Raw genomic sequence first — 17,264 nt, forward strand, 5'->3', positions numbered from 1 at the left:
GGCGGGGCGGTTTTGGTGGCATGCACGCATGATGCGTTATCCACGATTCGTTTACAACAACTTTCTACGCTGTACGCTCAGGCTGAATAGTCACAGCAAAACTTGCGCTGCCTGATCAATGCGACCAAGGTATACAACATCCAGTTCGGCCATATCCCCGAGGAAGTGTGGCGGGGGGAGACGTTTTCCAGCGCGCAAGAGTTCCAGGAGTGCCATGTCCGCTGCATGCCAGATCAGGCGCTGAGCGATGATGTTCAGTTCACGACGCTGCATTTCGAACTGCGCGAGGTGTTGGCGGAAGCGGCAAAACGCGCGGGGTGAATGAAGCGGCCCGGCAACGCCGAAAAGCCGGCGGGGTAACGCCGAAGCCCCCTCCCCGTACCCTCCGCTACACCAGATGCGCGGCGGCCCGCTCGCCGCTGTCGAGCAGCGGCGCCGCGCTCGACTCGCGCACCACCAGCTCCGGCTTCAGGCGGATGTCGAGCACCGGCGCGTCGCGCGTCTCGATCCTCTGCAAGATCAGGCGCGCCGCCTCCACGCCCATGCCGTGGTGGCGGATGCGCACCGTCGTCAGCGGCGGGCGCACCATGTCCATGAAGGGCACGTCGTTGTGGCCGACCACCGAGACGTCCTGCGGACAGCGCAGGCCCAGTTCGGCGAGCGCGTCGTAGCAGCCGATCGCCAGCAGGTCGTTGCCGGTCACCACCGCCGTGGTCCGCGGCGCGCGCCGCATCAGCTCCAGCAGCGCCGCCTTGCCGCACTCGCGCGTGTGGCCGCTGCTCTCGCACACCGTCACCCCGGCCGCGTCGATGCCGCTGGCCTGCACCGCCGCGACGAAGCCGAGCCGGCGGAAATGCCCGGTCGACAAGGCGTCCAGCCCGGCGATATGGCCGATGTGGCGGTGCCCCAGCGCCAGCAGGTGCTGCACCGCCAGGCGCATGCCGTGGCCGTCGTCGCTGATGACGCAGGAGGCGATGCCGCTCTCGTCGCGCCGGTTCACCGTCACCAGCGGCACCCGCTGCTCGACGCACATCTTCACCACCGGGTCGTGGCGCCGCGCCGTTGCCAGGATCAGGCCGTCGACTTGCTGCCCCAGCAGCAGGTTGATGACGAAGCGCTGCTCTTCCTCGTCGGCGCCGACGTTGGCGACGATGGCCTGGTAACCGTGCTTGCGCAAGCCCTCCTCGATGCCGGTCAGGATGGGCGGGAAGACCGGGTTGGTGATGTCGGGCAGCACCACGCCGATGATGTTGGACTTGCGCGTAACCAGCGTCGAGGCGGCCCGGTTGGTGCGGTAGCCGAGCCGGCGCGCCTCCGCCAGGATGCGTTTTGCCACCTCGGCGCTGACCTTGCCGCGGGTCTCCGGATTCATCACCCGCGAGACGGTCGACAGGTGGACGCCGGTGGCCCGTGCTACATCGTTCAACGTGGCGGCTTTGGTTGTCATGTGCCTTTCAAACTGCAATAAAGTGGCCGGAACCGGCAAAAACGCCCCGGCCGCGCGGCGGCCGTCCAGGCAAGCGTTTGCGTAACACGCGGCAAAAAATGAATTTCTTTTCCGCCATTATCTGGTAAATTCCATGTTACACGGCGTGCAAACGCTTGCATAAAACGCTGCAAAACCATTCATTTTAACCCGGCCGCGCGCCGCTTACCAATATTCTCCTATGCCTACATCGAACACCCCGCTGCACGCCGTTCCCGCCGCCGACAAGCTGTCCCTGAAGGACGCCGCGCTGGCCTACCATGCGCTGCCGCGCGCCGGCAAGATCTCGGTGGTGCCGACCAAGCCGCTGGACGACGCGCGCGCGCTGACGCTGGCCTACTCGCCCGGCGTCGCCTACGCCTGCGAAGCCATCGTCGAAGACCCGCGCGCGGCCGGGCGCTATACCTCGCGCGGCAACCTGGTGGCGGTGATCACCAACGGCACCGCCGTGCTGGGCCTGGGCGACATCGGTCCGCTGGCCAGCAAGCCGGTGATGGAAGGCAAGGCCTGCCTGTTCAAGCAGTTCGCCGACGTCGACGTGTTCGACATCGAGCTGGCCGAGAACGACCCCGACCTGTTCATCGACACCGTCTGCCGCATGGAGCCGACCTTCGGCGGCATCAACCTGGAAGACATCAAGGCGCCGGACTGCTTCTATATTGAACAGCAGTTGCGACTGCGCATGAACATCCCGGTCTTCCACGACGACCAGCATGGCACCGCGATCATTGTCGCCGCCGGCATCCTGAACGGCCTGGAACTGGTCGGCAAGGAAATCGGCGCGGTGCGCGTGGCGGTCTCGGGCGCCGGCGCCGCGGCGATCGCCTGCCTCGACCTGCTGTGCTCGCTCGGCCTGAACAAGCAGTTGCTGAAGGTCTGCGACAGCCAGGGCGTCATCTACCCGGGCCGCGACGCCGACATGGAGCAGAACAAGGCGCGCTACGCCAACGACACCAGCGACCGCTCGCTGGCCGACGCCATGGTCGGCGCCGACGTCTTCATCGGCGTCTCCAAGGGCGGCGTGGTCAGCGCGGCGATGGTCGAGTCGATGGCCGGCCACCCCTTGATCTTCGCGCTGGCCAACCCGAACCCGGAAATCTCGCCCGAGCTGATCCACGCCACCCGCGGCGACGCCATCGTCGCCACCGGCCGCTCGGACTATCCGAACCAGATCAACAACGTGCTGTGCTTCCCCTACATTTTCCGCGGCGCGCTCGACGTCGGCGCCACTACCATCAACGAGGAAATGAAGCTGGCCTGCGTGCGCGCGATCGCGCAACTGGCCAAGGAGCCGCTGCCGGGCCAGACCGAGAGCGCGCTGACGCCGCTGCAACTGATCCCGTCGCCGTTCGACCCGCGCCTGCTGCACCGGGTCGCGCCGGCCGTCGCGCTGGCCGCCGTGTCCTCGGGCGTGGCAACGCGTCCGATGGTGACGGTGCCGGCGCTGTAAGCGCTCCGTCCCGACCCAGGGCGTCACCCCGGGGCCAGACCGGAAGAGCTCTGGCCTTCGCGCCGCGGCGCCGGCTGCCCGCCCCCGGTTTCCCGCTGCCGTCCCCGGCACTTCATTTTCTTCCCCTTTTCCGGCCCGTTTGCAACAGGCGCGCCGGCTATCTGCTGCAAGCTTGAGCCACATCTGATGGGCCCGCCGCCGGCGTTGACAGCGGCGTACGCCGATGCGACTCTAAAAATCCTCTAGGAAATATTTGATGCGGGCGGCCGGGTGCGCCCGCGCCCCCGTGCGCGCGGCGCGCGGCCCGACGCTGGCCATTGGAGAAAAACGATATGAGTGCTGCAAAGATGAAAGTGGCGACCCGCCTGGGCATCGGCTACGGCCTGGTGTCGCTGTTGCTGGCCACGGTGACCTGGCTCGGCGTGAACCGCATGGGCGCCATGCGCGAGCAGATGGACGAGATCACCAAGGTCAACGCGGTCGAGTCCCGGCTGGCGGCGACGATGGATTTGACGGTGACCGAGCGCGCGCTGGCGCTGCGCAACCTCATTTTGCTCAAGGACGCGGGCGAAATCCAGGTCGAACTGGCGCGCATCGACGTCCAGGCGAAAGCCTACGCCGCCGCGCAGGAGCAGCTGAGCCGGATGTTCGCCGCCCGCTCCGACAGCGCCGCCGAGCGCAGCGCGCTGCTCGACAAGGTCAAGCTCGACGCGGCGCTGGCGGCGCCGTTGATCGTCAGGGCCGCCGAGCTGGGGCAGGCGCAGCAGGGCGAGCAAGCCTACCAAGTGCTGCGCAACGAGTTGCGGCCGGTGCAAAAACGCTGGTGGGAGTCGCTGCGCGCGCTGGTCGCGCTGGAAGACAAGATGAGCGCCGACGCCGCGCTGGCGGCCGAGCGCACCTACACCGGCGCGCGCGCGCTGATGCTCGGCTTCGGCCTGCTGGCCCTGCTCACCAGCGTGCTCGCCGCGCTGTGGGTCAGCCGCAGCCTGTTGCGCCAGCTCGGCGGCGAACCCGACTACGCGGCCGAGATCGCCGGCCGCATCGCCGGCGGCGACCTGGCGGTGCAGATCAGCACCGCCCGCGGCGACCAGTCCAGCCTGCTGTTTGCGATGCGCGCGATGCGCGACAGCCTGGCCCACATCGTCGGCCAGGTGCACGGCGGCACGGCGGCCATCGCCACCGCCTCGCGCCAGATCGCCTCGGGCAATATGGACCTGTCGGCCCGCACCGAGCAGCAGGCCAGCTCGCTGGAGGAAACCGCCTCGTCGATGGAACAACTGACCTCCACCGTCAAGCAAAACGTCGACAGCGCGCGCCAGGCCAACGCGCTGGCGCTGTCGGCCTCGGACGTGGCGGTCAAGGGCGGCGCCGTGGTCGGCCAGGTGGTGCAGACGATGGGCTCGATCAACGCCTCGGCCAAGAAAATCGTCGACATCATCGGCGTCATCGACGGCATCGCCTTCCAAACCAACATCCTGGCGCTGAACGCGGCGGTCGAGGCGGCCCGGGCCGGCGAGCAGGGCCGCGGCTTCGCCGTCGTCGCCAGCGAGGTGCGCAACCTGGCGCAGCGTTCGGCCGCCGCCGCCAAGGAGATCAAGACCCTGATCAGCGACTCGGTCGAGAAGGTCGAGGTCGGCAACCGCCTGGTCGAGCAAGCCGGCGCCACCATGGACGAGGTGGTCTCCAGCGTACGCCGGGTTACCGACATCATGGGCGAAATCATGGCCGCCAGCCAGGAGCAGGTGGCCGGCATCGAGCAGATCAACCAGGCCATCACGCAGATGGACGGCGTGACCCAGCAGAACGCCGCGCTGGTCGAGCAGGCCGCCGCCGCCGCCGAGTCGCTGCAGGACCAGGCCGGCGCGCTGGCGCAGCTGGTCAGCGTGTTCCAACTCGACGAGGCCAGCGCCGCCGCGCTGGCGGCCCCGGCCGCGCCGGCGCCCCGCCCGGTGCGCCAGGGCAACGCCGGCGCCCATGCCGCGCGCGCCGCCGCGCCGGCCGGCGCAGCCGAGGCCCGCGCCGAGTCGCGCCACGCGCCGGCGGCGCCGGCGCCGAAGCGCTTGCTCAACGCCGCGGCGGCCGCGCCCGACGACTGGGAAGAGTTTTAAGGCGTCCCGGGTCGACGGCCTGCGCCTAGGCCTACGCGCAGGCCGGCGCGGCGGCGGCGGCGCAGACGCGGTTGCGTCCGCCCAGCTTGGCCGCGTACAGCGCCTTGTCGGCCGCCTCCAGCAGGCGCGCCGGCGCGCCGGCTCCGCGCCGCGGCAACAGCGCCGCCACCCCGGCGCTGACGGTGACGACGCCGGCCGGGCTGCCGCGGTGGCCGATGCGCAAACCCTCGATCGCCGCGCGCACCCGCTCGGCCAGCGCCAGCGCCTCGTCCAGCCCGGTGTCGGGCAGTAAAATCCCGATTTCCTCGCCGCCGTAGCGCGCCGCCAGTTCGCCGCGCCGCCCCGGCATCAGCGCGACGATGCACTGGCTCAGCGCGCGCAGGCAGGCGTCGCCGGCGATGTGGCCGTAGTGGTCGTTGTATTGCTTGAAGCAATCGACGTCGAGCATGATGAAGGCCAGCGGCGCGGCGGCGCGCCCGGCCAGGCTGAATTCCCCGGCCAGCGTGGCGTCGAACTGGCGCCGGTTGGCCAGGCCGGTCAGGCCGTCCTGCAACGCCAGCTTTTCGAGCTGGCGGTTGAGGCTTTCCAGCGCGTCGCGCGCGCCCAGCAGTTGCGCCTCGGCCTCCACGCGCAGGCCGATTTGCTGGACCAGGCGCTTGCCGAACAGCCCCAACAACGCCGCCAGCAGCAGCACGCCCAGCGAATGCAGGAAGGTGTCGCGGCGCCAATTGGCCAACTGCTCGTCCTTCGACAGCGCGGCCGTGGCGAACAGCGGGTAGTGTTGCAGCGCGCGGTAGCTGTTCAGGCGCACCTCGCCGTCCAACGGCGACTCCAGGAACACGCTGCCCACCGGCCCGGCGCCGCGGTAGGCCAGGTACAGCGCGCTGCGCGCCATGCTCATGCCGATGGTGGCGTCGTCGAACGGCCGGCGCAGCAACAGCGTGCCGGCGTTGGTGGTCAGCGCCACCGCGCCGCGCTGGCCGATGTCGAAACTCTGGTAGAAGCGCTTGAAATAGTCGACGTCGATGGTTGCCAACGCCACCCCGGCGAAGCCGCCGTCGGCGCGGTTGATGCGGCGCGACACCGGAACCACCCACTTGCCGCTGGAGCGGCTGACCACCGGCGTGCCGATGTGGGCGCCGCGCGCCGGGTCGGCGCGGTGGAACTGGAAGTATTCGCGGTCGGCGTTGTTACGCTCCCGCAGCGGTTCCGGGCGCGAATTGACCAGCCAGGCGCCGTCGACGTCGTAGACGAACAGGCCGTTCAACTGCGGCAGCTCGGCGACGTGACCGCGCAGCACCCGCTGCAGGCGCGCCAGCGCCGGCGCGGCGGCGCCGTCGACTTCGATGCGCTCGACGATGTCGGCCAGGCTGGTGTCGGCCGCCTTGATGGTGTCGTCGGCCTGCTGGGCCATGGCGCGCGCCAGGTTGGTGGCCGAGCGCTCGACCTCCAGCAACTGCTGCGTGCGCGCGTTCCAGCTGCGCCAGCCGTCGATGGCAACCAGCGATAGACAGACGACGGCGACAAAAACAGTGGCCCAAAATGTGATGGGGCGGCGCTTCGACATAGATACCCGGAAATTGTTTATTTGCTTTATACAGTAAAACGACGCCGCCGGCGCGCTGAACGCCGGGTCAGTGGCTGGTTTAGTTTACAATGCCCGACTTCTATAACTTCTCTGATTTTGCGGTTTGGCTAGAATAAGTCTCTACCGGGTTGGATACTTCAAGGAATCATTTGATGGTCGGTTACAACTCCTTAGCCGTGTTTCTTTTTTCCGCGCTGGCGCTAGCGCTGGGCGGCGGCTACTCAATTGGGGCCACCATGCTCTTTGTCGGCAGCGCGGCGCTGCTATGGAAACGGCCGGTGCTGGCCTTGAAAAAAGCCGACTACCTGTTGATCGGCACACTGTTGCTGTACTTCATCGTCCGATCGGCGATCGTCGCCTTCCATGCCGACCCGGGCAGGGAATATGACGCGCCACTGAGGTTCCTGCTGGCCGTGCCGGTGTTATTGTTGTTGCTCGCCTATCCGGCCAAACCGTCATCGGTGTGGGCCGGCTTGGCCGTGGGCGCCATTGGCGGCGGTGTATTTGTCGGTTGGCAACTTCTTGCGCAAGGGATTGTGCGCCCGGGCGGCACCACCAATCCCATCCAATTTGGCAATATCAGCATGTTGCTGGGCATTTTGTGCATGTCCGGCCTGGGCTGGGCGTTGACGCAGCCGCGCCGGGCCGCCTGGACGGTCCTGCTTCTGCTGGGCAGCGTCTTCGGCATGGTCGGCTCCATGCTAACGAGCAGCCGCGGCGGCTGGATTGCGATGCCGGTCTGCGCCTGCGTGTTATGCCTGCATTACGCCAACATGCACGGCCGCCGTTATTTATACGCCGGCCTGTTGACGCTGGCGGCGCTGATCGCGGTGGCGTATGCGATTCCGCAATCGACCGTCAAGGCGCGCACCCTGGCTTCGCTACAGGAGGCGCGCGATTTTTCCCGCGCCGTCAATACCGAAACCTCCCTCGGCCAGAGACTGGAAATGTGGCGCAACGCGATTGTCATGACGCCCGCCAAGCCGTTGCTGGGATGGGGCAAGCAGGGTTTCATGGACCAGAAGCTCGCACTGATCCACCAGGGCAAGGTGCCGGCCTCGATCGGTGAATATACCAATGTGCATAACGAATACCTCGACGCGCTGGTCAAACAAGGCGTGTTCGGCCTGGCCGCCGTGCTGGCCCTGTTCCTGCTACCGCTGACGCTGTTTGCGCGCCGCCTGAAAAGCAGCGACCGCCGCGTCCATCCCTACGCGCTGGCCGGCGTCTCGCTGGGCATCAGTTACATGGTGTTCGGCCTGACCACCACTTTCCTGACGCTCAACATCGGCGTCATGATGCTGGCGTTCCTGACGGTGATCCTGTGGTCGGGTTTGCGCGCCGCAGGCCGTACCCCGGCCGTCCCCCTCTGACCGCAGTTGCAAGGAACCCCATGATGCTGCCGCCCGACATGCAACGCCTGACCGCGCTGCACGCGCCGTACAAAAAACACCTGGCGCTGGCCTTCCTGGCGATGATCGTCACCGCCGCCACCGAGCCGCTGCTGCCGTACGCCTTGCAGCAACTGCTCGACAAGGGCTTTTCCGGCAAGCCGGCGTTTTCCTACTGGGTGGTGCCGGCCGCCGTGATGGGCATGTTCCTGGTGCGCGGCCTGGCCACCTTCACCAGCTCCTACCTGATGACCTGGGTCTCGACGCGCATCCTCAACGAGTTGCGCCGGCAAATGTTCGCCAGCATGCTGAACCTGCCGATCGACTTCTACGCCACCAACACGGTCGGCAAGGTCATCAACTCGATCATGTTCGAGGTCCAGCAAATCATCGAAATGGTCACCAAGGTGTTCACCTCGATCGTGCGCGCCAGCCTGACCGTGCTCGGCCTGCTGGCCTGGCTGCTGTACCTGAACTGGGCCCTGACCATCGTCACGCTGGTGCTACTGCCGTTGATCACGCTGGTGGTGCGCACCACCGGCAAGCGCCTGAAAAAACTCAACAAGGACTCGCTGGCGGTGAACGCCGAACTGACCCAGGTGATCGAAGAGACCACCCGGGCGCAGCAGGTGATCAAGATCTTCGGCGGCCACGACTATGAAAAGGCGCGCTTCCAGCAACGCGCCGACAACCTGCGCCGCTACACCATGCGCATGACCAGCACCTTCGCCGCCACCGTGCCGATCACCCAGCTGATGACGGCCGCCGCGGTGTCGGTGGTGGTGGTGATGGCGCTGTCGCAGCACGCCGCCGGCCAGATTTCGGTGGGCGGCTTCGTCTCCTTCATCACGGCGATGCTGATGCTGCTGGCGCCGCTCAAGCAACTGGCCGAGGTCAACGGGCCGCTGCAGCGCGGCCTGGCGGCGGCCGAAGCCGTCTTCAGCCTGATCGACAAGACCCCGGAACGGGTCGGCGGCCAGGTGCTGGCGCGGCGCAGCGGCGGCCGGGTCGACTTCGTCGGCGTCGGCTTCCACTACCCCGGCCAGGCCGAGCCGGCGCTGCGCGGTATCGACCTGAGCGTGGCGCCGGGCGAAACGGTGGCCTTCGTCGGCATGTCCGGCGGCGGCAAGTCGACGCTGGTGGGCCTGCTGCCGGGCTTTTACCCGGTCAGCAGCGGCCGCATTCTGCTCGACGGCCAGAACATCGACGACATCGCGCTGGCCAGCCTGCGCGGCCAGATCGCCATGGTCAGCCAGAACGTGGTGCTGTTCGACGACACGCTGGCGGCCAACATCGCCTACGGCGACGCCGCGCCCGACCGCGCCCGCGTCGAGGCGGCGCTGGCGGCGGCCCACCTGGGCGACGTGGTGCAGGGCCTGGCGCAAGGCTTGGAGACGCCGATCGGCGACAACGGCGCGCGCCTGTCGGGCGGCCAGCGCCAGCGCGTGGCGATCGCCCGGGCGATCTACAAGGACGCGCCCATCCTGATCCTCGACGAGGCCACCTCGGCGCTCGACACCGAGTCCGAGCGCGCGGTGCAGGCGGCGCTGGAGGGCTTGATGCGCGGGCGCACCACCTTCGTCATCGCGCACCGCCTGTCGACCATCGAACGGGCCGACCGCATCGTCGTGCTGTCGCACGGCCAGATCGTCGAAACCGGCAGCCACCGCGAACTGCTGGCGCGCGCCGGCGTCTACGCCAATTTGCACAGCCTGCAGTTTTCGCAGCAAGCCGCCTGAACCCAACCCCTTCCCTTACCACGGCCGCCAGAGCACCCATGACGCACACACTGATCCCCGCCGACCTGCTGCGCAAGTCGGACAAAATCCTCTTCATCGCCCACCTGGCGCTGGGCGACTTCACCTACCTGCAAAACTGCTTCCGCGCCTTCAAGCAGGCCCACCCGCACCTGCAGGTGCACCTGTGGGTCGACGAGGTGCGCCGCACGGCCGACGCGGCCCAGTGGGACGGCTTGAAAAAATACTCGCTGTACGACTGGGTGCGCGCCTGCGGCTGCTTCGACAAGGTCTACAGCGACACCTACAGCCCGGCGCTGTACCAGCAGTCGATCGCCGCCGCGCAGCGGGAGAACTACCCGCTGGTGGTCTCGCTGGCGACGCTGCGCCCGCACCTGTACGCCGGCTTGGCGCGCGCCGTCAGCCCGCGCGCCCTGGTGGTCGGCATGAAAAAAACCGTCGGCTTCTTCCAGCCGCACCACCACCTGGCCTACCGCAAGCTCGACGCCGCGCTGGCGCCCTACGACGCCGGCCGCGACGGCCCGCGGCACATCAGCGACGTCTACGCCGACTGGTTCCGCCAGTTGTGCGGCCTGGACCTGGCGCCGGCGGCGCGCTTCCCCTTCGTCGACATTCCCGAGCGCTGGCACGAACAGGCGCGCGCGCGCCTGGCCGGCTGGGGCTTCGCGCCGCGCAGCGGCAAGCTGGTCTTCGTCAACCCCTTCGCCAAGACCCACAAGCGCTGCTGGCCGCTGGAGCGCGTCGCCGAGCTGATCGCCGCGATGCGCCAGCGCGACGGCTGGCGCGACGCCTGCTTCATCGTCAACGCGGTGCCGTCGGAACTGGCCAACGCCCGCAGCGTGATCGCCAGCTACGGCCTGGAACGCACCGAGTTGTTCAGCGCCGAGGAGAATTTCTTCCAGCTGCCGGCGATGCTGGCGCAGTGCGACCTGATCGTCTCGGTCGAGACCGCGGTGATGCACCTGGCCAACGCCGTGCACGTGCCGGTGGTGGCGTTGATGCGCCAGAAGAACCCCGAATGGGTGCCGCTGGACCAGGCCAACAGCAGCGTCATCACGGCGGCGCGGCGCAGCGATTGGGTCAAGGCGATCCCGGTCGAGCAAGTCATGAAAGCCCTCCCGTGAGCGGCGCCGTGGATACCGGCGCGCCCGCGCGCGGCGCCAACGGCCTGGCCTCGTTCCACATCGCCTTTTGCGTCGACAACAACTACTGCCGGCCGATGGGGGCGACGATCGCCTCGATCATCGCCAACAATCCCGGGCAGCACTTCACCTTCCACGTGCTGACGCTCGACCTGTCGGACGACAACAAGCGGCGCATCGCCGCGTTCGAGCAGCTATACCCGGTGCGCACCCAATTGCACCTGCTCGAGCCGGCCTCGTTCAGCCAGTTCGCGCACTTCCTCGGCCATTCGCACTACTCGCTGTCGATCTTCACGCGCCTGGTGATTCCGACGGTGCTGGGCGGCCAGACCGACCGCGTGCTGTACCTCGACGCCGACATCCTGTGCGTGGCCAGCATCGCCGAGATGATCGCGCTGGAGCTGGGCGGCGACATCGCCGTGGTGGTGCCGGACGCGCCGGTGACGACGCGGCGCCGGGTGGCGGCGCTGGAGTTGGCGCACAACGAGTACTTCAACGCCGGCGTGCTGCTGATGAATTTGCAGCCGTGGATGGACGCCGACATCAGCGCGCGAACGCTGGATACGCTAATGCACGGCACCAAGGACATGCGCTTCAACGACCAGGACGCGCTGAACATCGTGCTCAACGGGCGCGCCCGCTACGTGTCGCCGCGCTGGAACTATTTGTACGACCTGATCCACGACCTCGACGTCAACAAGACCGCCATGCGGCCGGTCGGCAAGGCCGTCTTCATCCACTTCGCCGGCGCCGTCAAGCCGTGGACTGACTGGAGCGGCCACGACGCCCGCCTGCTGTTCCGGCGCTACCTGGAATTGTCGCCTTGGGCCGGCATGCCGCTCGACCCGGCGCCGAAGAACACCAAGGAAATGCGCATGCATTCGCGCTTCCTGTGGCGCCGCAGCAAGCCGCTGCAAAGCCTGGCGTGGTTCCTGCGCTACCTGCGCAAACGCGCCGCCAAATAAGCGCGGCCGCGGCGAACGCCGCCTCCGCGGCAATCGTGCCATACTTGCCAGCAAGCGCCGGCTGGCGGCCCTCACCGTCCCATAGCCGCGGCGCCCACCGCAAGGAGGCAACATCATGCGTATCGATATCTACCGCCGTGCCGAGCAGGACGGCGTTTTTTCGTATCTGGCGGTGCCGGAAGGCAAGCCGATCCCGCAGGAGGCAATCAACACCGACTGGCTGCCCGAGGCGCGCGCGGTCGAGCTCGACGAGGGCGCCGACGCGCTGCCCGACTACAGCATCGCGCATACGCAAGAGCAAATCGCCGCCAAGGGCTACGCGATCACCAGCGTCAACGACGTGTAACAGCGTGTAAAAGGGGACAGACCACGTGTAAAAGGGGACAGACCACGATTTTCGAAAGAGTTTCTCGAAAATCGTGGTCTGTCCCCGGTTTTCTGTCCCCGGTTTTATCAATACTCGACGGCGACCTCCTGCGCGCCCAGCTGTTGCTGCAAGGCCAGTTGCAGCTCGTCCGACGGCGCCACCCGCCACTCTTCGCCGAACTGCAGCGTGCAGGCGACGCCCTGCGGCGCCACGCGCGCGGCGATCAGCAAGCCGTTCTCGGCGCGGTGCGGCAGCAGCACCTCGCGCACCCGCTTCGAATCGAGCGTGGCCGGCAGCGCCAGGCCCAGCTGGCGGCCGTACTGGATGCGCGCGGCGACGATGTCGAACGCCTTCTCGGCGGTGATGCGCAAGCCGCCCGAGAAGCGGTCCTCCGACACCTTGCCGACCACGGCCAGGAACTCGTCCTCCTTGAAAATCTTCTTGTTCTGCTCGAACAACTCGCTGTACACGGTCACCTCGACGGTGCCGCTCTTGTCGTCGAGCGTGACGATGATGATCTTGCCGCGCTGCGTCAGCTGGGTGCGGATGCCGGTGATGACGCCGGCCATCATGCGCGGCTCGCGCGACGGGTCGAGGTCGGCCAGCTTGGTGCGGGCGAAGCGGCGCGCCTCCGGCGCGTACGAGTCGAACAGGTGGCCCGACAGGTAGAAGCCGAGCGCGATCTTTTCCTCGGTGAGCTTTTGCTTGTCGCTCCACGGCGCCACCTTGACGTACTCGGGCGGCGCCACCATGTCGCTGTCGTCGCCGCCGAACAGGCTGACCTGGTTGGCCGCCTTCAGGCTCTGCTCGGCGCATTCCATGGCGAAGCCGACCGAAGCTTGCAACACCGCGCGGTCGACGCCGAAGCAGTCGAAGGCGCCGCCGCGGATCAGCGAGTCGATGGTGCGGCGGTTGATCTGGCGCTTGTCGACGCGCTGGCAGAAGTCGAACAGGTCGGTAAACGGGCCGTCCTTCTGGCGCGCCGCGATGATCGCCTCGATCGCGCTCTGGCCCGAGCCCTTCACCGCGCCCAGGCCGTAGCGGATCTGCGTGACGCGCTTGCCCGACACCGACGGCGCCGGGCCGTCCGGCGTGAAGCGGTAGTCCGACAGGTTGATGTCGGGCGCCAGCAAGGTCAGGCCGCAGACGTCGATGGCGTCCTCGACCAGGATCTTGATCTTGTCGGTGTCGTCCATCGCCAGCGACAAGTTGGCGGCGATGAAGGCGGCGGTGTGGTGCGCCTTTAAATAGGCGGTATGGTAGGACAGCAGCGCATAGGCGGCGGCGTGCGACTTGTTGAAGCCGTAGCCGGCGAACTTTTCCATCAAGTCGAAGATCTCGTCGGCCTTTTGCTCCGTCAAGCCGTCCTTGGCGGCGCCGTCGCGGAAGATCTGGCGGTGCTCGGCCATTTCCTCGGCTTTTTTCTTGCCCATGGCGCGGCGCAGCATGTCGGCGCCACCCAGCGAGTAGCCGCCGACGATCTGCGCCATCTGCATCACCTGCTCCTGGTAGACCATGATGCCGTAGGTTTCGGACAGGATGGACTCGGTGCGCGGGTCCGGGTAGTCGAAGCGCTCGCCGTGCTTGCGCTTGCAAAAGTCGGGGATCAGGTCCATCGGACCCGGGCGGTACAACGCCACCAGCGCGATGATGTCCTCGAAGCGGTCGGGGCGGGCGTCCTTCAACATGCCCTGCATGCCGCGCGACTCGAGCTGGAACACCGCCACCGTCTTGGCCTTGGTCAGCAACTCGTACGAGGCCTTGTCGTTGAGCGGCAACCTGGCCAGGTCGAAGTCGGCCTGGGCCGGGTCGAGCTGCTTGATGTAGCGCACCGCGCGGTCGAGGATGGTCAGCGTGGTCAAGCCCAAAAAGTCGAACTTGACCAGGCCGACGGCCTCGACGTCGTCCTTGTCGTACTGCGACACCACGCCGCCGTCGCCGCCCTGGGTGTAGAGCGGGCAGAAGTCGGTCAGCTTGCCCGGCGCGATCAGCACGCCGCCGGCGTGCATGCCGATGTTGCGGGCGATGCCCTCGACCTGCTGGGCCAGGTCGAGCAACTGCTTGACCTCTTCCTCGTTGTCGAGGCGCTCGGCCAGCAGCGGCTCCTCCTTGATGGCGTCGGCGATCGACACCGGTTTGCCCGGCTTGAACGGGATCAGCTTGGAGATGCCGTCGCAGAAGTTGTAGCCGAAGTCGAGCACCCGGCCGACGTCGCGGATGGCCCCCTTGGCGGCCATGGTGCCGAAGGTGGCGATCTGCGACACCGCGTCCTTGCCGTACAAGTCCTTGACGTGCTGGATGACGCGGTCGCGCCCCTCCTGGCAAAAGTCGATGTCGAAGTCGGGCATCGAGACGCGTTCGGGGTTCAGGAAGCGCTCGAACAGCAAGTTGTAGGCGAGCGGGTCGAGGTCGGTGATCAGCAGCGAATACGCCACCAGCGAGCCGGCCCCGGAGCCGCGGCCCGGTCCGACCGGCACGCCGTTTTCCTTGGCCCAGCGGATGAACTCGGCCACGATCAGGAAGTAGCCGGGGAAGCCCATGTTGCTGATGGTGTCGGTCTCGAACTTCAGCCGCTCCTCGTAGCGGGCGCGCTGCGCCTCGCGCCTGGCCGGGTCCGGGTACAACTGCAGCAGGCGCTGCTCCAGGCCGGCCTTCGACTCGGCGACCAGGAATTCGTCGATCGTCATGCCGGGCGGGGTCGGGAAGTTCGGTAGTTGCGGCTTGCCCAGCACCAGCGTCAGGTTGCAGCGTTTGGCGATCTCGACCGAGTTAGCCAGCGCCGCCGGCAGGTCGGCGAACAGCGCCGCCATCTCGGCCTGGGTCTTGAAGCACTGCTCGTCGTTGAAGCGCTTGACGCGCTTGGCGTTGGCCAGCATTTCGCCCTCGGCGATACAGGTGCGCGCCTCGTGGGCGATGAATTCGTTGCGGTCGATGAACTGCACCGGGTGCGTCGCCACCACCGGCAGGCCCAGCTTGGCCGCCAGCGCGACCGACTGGCGCACCTGGCGTTCCTGATTGGGCTGGCCGCCGCGCTGGATTTCAATGTAGAAGTGGCCGGGGAACACCCGCGCCCAGCGCTGCGCGCTGCGCTCGGCCAGCGCCAGGTTGGCGTTCTCGATGGCGATGCCGACGTCGCCGAAGTGGGCGCCGGACAGCACGATCAGGCCGTTGGCCGGGCTGGTGTCGGGCAGCAGGCTCAGCGGCGTGCCCGCCAATGCTTCCAACCACTCCGGCCGCACCTCGGCGCGGCCCTTGTGCTGGTTGGTCAGCCAGGCCTTCGACAACAGCTCGCACAGTTGCAGGTAGCCGACGCGGTTCTTCGCCAGCAGCAGCAGGCGCGAGGGCTTGTCGCGGTTGTCGTCGTTGCTGATCCAGACGTCGCAGCCGACCACCGGCTTGACGCCCTTGCCGCGCGCCGCCTTGTAGAACTTGACCATGCCGAACAGGTTCGACAGGTCGGTGACGGCCAGCGCCGCCTGCCGGTCCTTGGCGGCGGCGCCGACGACGTCGTCGATGCGCACCAGGCCGTCGACGATCGAGTATTCGGAGTGCACCCGCAGGTGCACGAAGGCCGGTCCCCGCGGCTGGGCGGCGTGCGCCTGCGCGGCGGCGGCGTCTTGGGTAAGCATTTCCATCCTGTGTGCCAATCTTTTGCAAATTCAATTGGCGCTATTTTACCGTGCCCCGGCGCCCCGCCCCGGAGCGGGCCGCGACAAAGTTTATAATATCGCCTGTTCCGTCTTTTTTGATCGCCACCATGCACGCCACACCCCACTCCAGCGCAGCCGACCAGGCCAGGCAGGCCAGCGCCGCCGCCCACGTCAACATCGCCGCCTACAAATTCATCACCGTCGACGACACCGAGGCGTTGCGGCCGCGATTCCAGGCCATTTGCGCCGAGCTGGGCCTGAAGGGCACGATCCTGTTGACGCCCGAGGGCATCAATATGTTCCTGTCCGGCCCGCGCGCGGCGGTCGACAACTACCTGGCCTGGCTGCGCGCCGACGAGCGCTTCGCCGACATCGAGGTCAAGGAAAGCTATTCCGAGGAACAGTCGCACAAGCGCATGCTGGTCAAGCTGAAAAACGAGATCATCACGATGCGCATGCCGCTGATCAAGCCGGAGCTGGGGCGGGCGCCGTCGGTCGACGCGCGCACGCTCAAGCGCTGGCTCGACAGCGGCGTCGACGACGCCGGCAAGCCGGTGGTCATGATGGAAACGCGCAACGCCTTCGAGGTCGACGTCGGCACGTTTAACAACACGCTCGACTACCGCATCGACAAGTTCACCGAATTCCCGGCGGTGGCGGCGGCGCACAAGGACGAGCTGGCGGGCAAGACCGTGGTGACCTTCTGCACCGGCGGCATCCGCTGCGAAAAGGCGGCCATCCACATGAAGGAGATCGGCTACGACAGCGTGTACCAGCTCGACGGCGGCATTTTGAAGTATTTCGAGGAGGTTGGCGGCGAGCACTACACCGGCGACTGCTTCGTGTTCGACTACCGCACCGCGCTGAACCCGCAGTTGCAGCCGACCGAGACGGTGCAATGCTTCGTCTGCCGCGCCGTCGTCACGCCGCGCCAGCAATTGGCGCCGGAATACGTGTACGAGGTGTCGTGCCCGCATTGCCACGAACGGCGCGACAACTAAGCGCGGCACGCCGCATATTACTCAGCAGGACATGGCAGCGGCTCGACCATACCGATAACATTAACGTTATGACATTAATATTCCCGGCAATGGCGCTTGTACTTGAAGCGCGATATTTCTCAATTTGAACGGCCTTCCCGTCCATTTTATTCGTTTGCGTCCCAAGCGACGCTGGCGAATTTCCTCGGCTGCCGCAGGCAATAAAAAATAATATGCGGGGATTGTCAAAAATTGTCGTAATAACATGCAGACATCGCATAAACCCGTGAAATCTTGTATTGTTGCGTATTAGCGATGACAACTCTGCGTTGCCCTGCCCGCAGAATTTTTGAACACGTACATACACCGACGTGTTCAAC

11 protein-coding genes and 1 pseudogene are annotated in these 17,264 nt (G+C 66.8%); 9 read left to right on the top strand and 3 right to left on the bottom strand.

The genetic code is table 11. From position 1 onward, the window contains the following. Positions 1–102: 102 nt before the first annotated feature. Positions 103–321 (top strand): hypothetical protein, encoded by a 219-nt coding sequence (locus ACFDR9_RS10055; RefSeq protein ID WP_409030903.1) that lies wholly within the window; start codon positions 103–105, stop codon positions 319–321. Positions 322–388: 67 nt separating this feature from the next. Here the strand turns inward: ACFDR9_RS10055 and ACFDR9_RS10060 are convergent, their stop codons facing one another. Further along, entirely contained in the window at positions 389–1,447 is a 1,059-nt protein-coding gene (locus tag ACFDR9_RS10060) for a LacI family DNA-binding transcriptional regulator (RefSeq protein ID WP_017877138.1), read from the bottom strand. 220 nt (positions 1,448–1,667) lie between these two features. Between ACFDR9_RS10060 and ACFDR9_RS10065 the strand changes: the two are divergent. Both ACFDR9_RS10065 and ACFDR9_RS10070 read left to right on the top strand, forming a co-directional pair. Further along, positions 1,668–2,930 (top strand): annotated as a pseudogene (locus ACFDR9_RS10065) (malic enzyme-like NAD(P)-binding protein); the annotation flags it as partial. Between the two features lie 338 nt (positions 2,931–3,268). Continuing rightward, complete coding sequence (locus tag ACFDR9_RS10070; protein ID WP_409030904.1) at positions 3,269–5,044, top strand: methyl-accepting chemotaxis protein; 1,776 nt, start codon at positions 3,269–3,271, stop codon at positions 5,042–5,044. 31 nt (positions 5,045–5,075) lie between these two features. Here the strand turns inward: ACFDR9_RS10070 and ACFDR9_RS10075 are convergent, their stop codons facing one another. Further along, entirely contained in the window at positions 5,076–6,611 is a 1,536-nt protein-coding gene (locus ACFDR9_RS10075; protein WP_409030905.1) for a diguanylate cyclase, read from the bottom strand. Between the two features lie 173 nt (positions 6,612–6,784). Between ACFDR9_RS10075 and ACFDR9_RS10080 the strand changes: the two genes are divergently transcribed. The 5 genes from ACFDR9_RS10080 to ACFDR9_RS10100 all read left to right on the top strand — a co-directional run bounded on the left by ACFDR9_RS10080 (position 6,785) and on the right by ACFDR9_RS10100 (position 12,233). Next, positions 6,785–8,005: an O-antigen ligase family protein gene (locus ACFDR9_RS10080; protein WP_409030906.1), complete on the top strand. Its 1,221-nt coding sequence runs from the start codon at positions 6,785–6,787 to the stop codon at positions 8,003–8,005. 23 nt (positions 8,006–8,028) lie between these two features. Further along, the gene (msbA, locus tag ACFDR9_RS10085) at positions 8,029–9,762 is read left to right on the top strand and encodes a lipid A export permease/ATP-binding protein MsbA (protein WP_409030933.1); all 1,734 of its coding nucleotides are present in this window, start codon (positions 8,029–8,031) and stop codon (positions 9,760–9,762) included. Positions 9,763–9,800: 38 nt separating this feature from the next. Next, positions 9,801–10,904, top strand: a complete 1,104-nt coding sequence (locus tag ACFDR9_RS10090; RefSeq protein WP_409030907.1) for a glycosyltransferase family 9 protein — start codon at positions 9,801–9,803, stop codon at positions 10,902–10,904. Then, a complete protein-coding gene (locus ACFDR9_RS10095; RefSeq protein WP_409030908.1) occupies positions 10,901–11,887 on the top strand; it encodes a glycosyltransferase family 8 protein in 987 nt (328 codons plus the stop codon). The genes ACFDR9_RS10090 and ACFDR9_RS10095 overlap by 4 nt, the downstream gene beginning before the upstream one ends. Before the next feature lie 115 nt (positions 11,888–12,002). Next, positions 12,003–12,233, top strand: coding sequence for a DUF6139 family protein (locus ACFDR9_RS10100; protein ID WP_409030909.1), 231 nt, complete (start codon positions 12,003–12,005; stop codon positions 12,231–12,233). Positions 12,234–12,340: 107 nt separating this feature from the next. Here ACFDR9_RS10100 and dnaE read toward each other — a convergent pair whose 3' ends face one another. Then, positions 12,341–15,889: a DNA polymerase III subunit alpha gene (dnaE, locus tag ACFDR9_RS10105; RefSeq protein WP_409030910.1), complete on the bottom strand. Its 3,549-nt coding sequence runs from the start codon at positions 15,887–15,889 to the stop codon at positions 12,341–12,343. A 122-nt stretch (positions 15,890–16,011) separates the two neighbouring features. On the opposite strand from dnaE, the gene ACFDR9_RS10110 reads away from it, so the two are divergent. Next, positions 16,012–16,905: a sulfurtransferase gene (locus ACFDR9_RS10110; RefSeq protein WP_409030911.1), complete on the top strand. Its 894-nt coding sequence runs from the start codon at positions 16,012–16,014 to the stop codon at positions 16,903–16,905. Positions 16,906–17,264 lie beyond the last annotated feature (359 nt).

Source organism: Janthinobacterium sp. CG_23.3 (genome assembly GCF_046115965.1).
Taxonomy (GTDB): Bacteria; Pseudomonadota; Gammaproteobacteria; order Burkholderiales; family Burkholderiaceae_D; genus Janthinobacterium.

Excerpts from the sequence above, each read along its gene's own strand:
- ACFDR9_RS10075 (WP_409030905.1), bottom strand. The coding sequence starts at position 6,611 with ATGTCGAAGCGCCGCCCCATCACATTTTGGGCCACTGTTTTTGTCGCC.
- ACFDR9_RS10070 (WP_409030904.1), top strand. The coding sequence starts at position 3,269 with ATGAGTGCTGCAAAGATGAAAGTGGCGACCCGCCTGGGCATCGGCTAC.
- ACFDR9_RS10080 (WP_409030906.1), top strand. The coding sequence starts at position 6,785 with ATGGTCGGTTACAACTCCTTAGCCGTGTTTCTTTTTTCCGCGCTGGCG.
- ACFDR9_RS10110 (WP_409030911.1), top strand. The coding sequence starts at position 16,012 with ATGCACGCCACACCCCACTCCAGCGCAGCCGACCAGGCCAGGCAGGCC.
- ACFDR9_RS10060 (WP_017877138.1), bottom strand. The coding sequence starts at position 1,447 with ATGACAACCAAAGCCGCCACGTTGAACGATGTAGCACGGGCCACCGGC.
- ACFDR9_RS10100 (WP_409030909.1), top strand. The coding sequence starts at position 12,003 with ATGCGTATCGATATCTACCGCCGTGCCGAGCAGGACGGCGTTTTTTCG.
- dnaE (WP_409030910.1), bottom strand. The coding sequence starts at position 15,889 with ATGGAAATGCTTACCCAAGACGCCGCCGCCGCGCAGGCGCACGCCGCC.
- ACFDR9_RS10090 (WP_409030907.1), top strand. The coding sequence starts at position 9,801 with ATGACGCACACACTGATCCCCGCCGACCTGCTGCGCAAGTCGGACAAA.
- msbA (WP_409030933.1), top strand. The coding sequence starts at position 8,029 with ATGCTGCCGCCCGACATGCAACGCCTGACCGCGCTGCACGCGCCGTAC.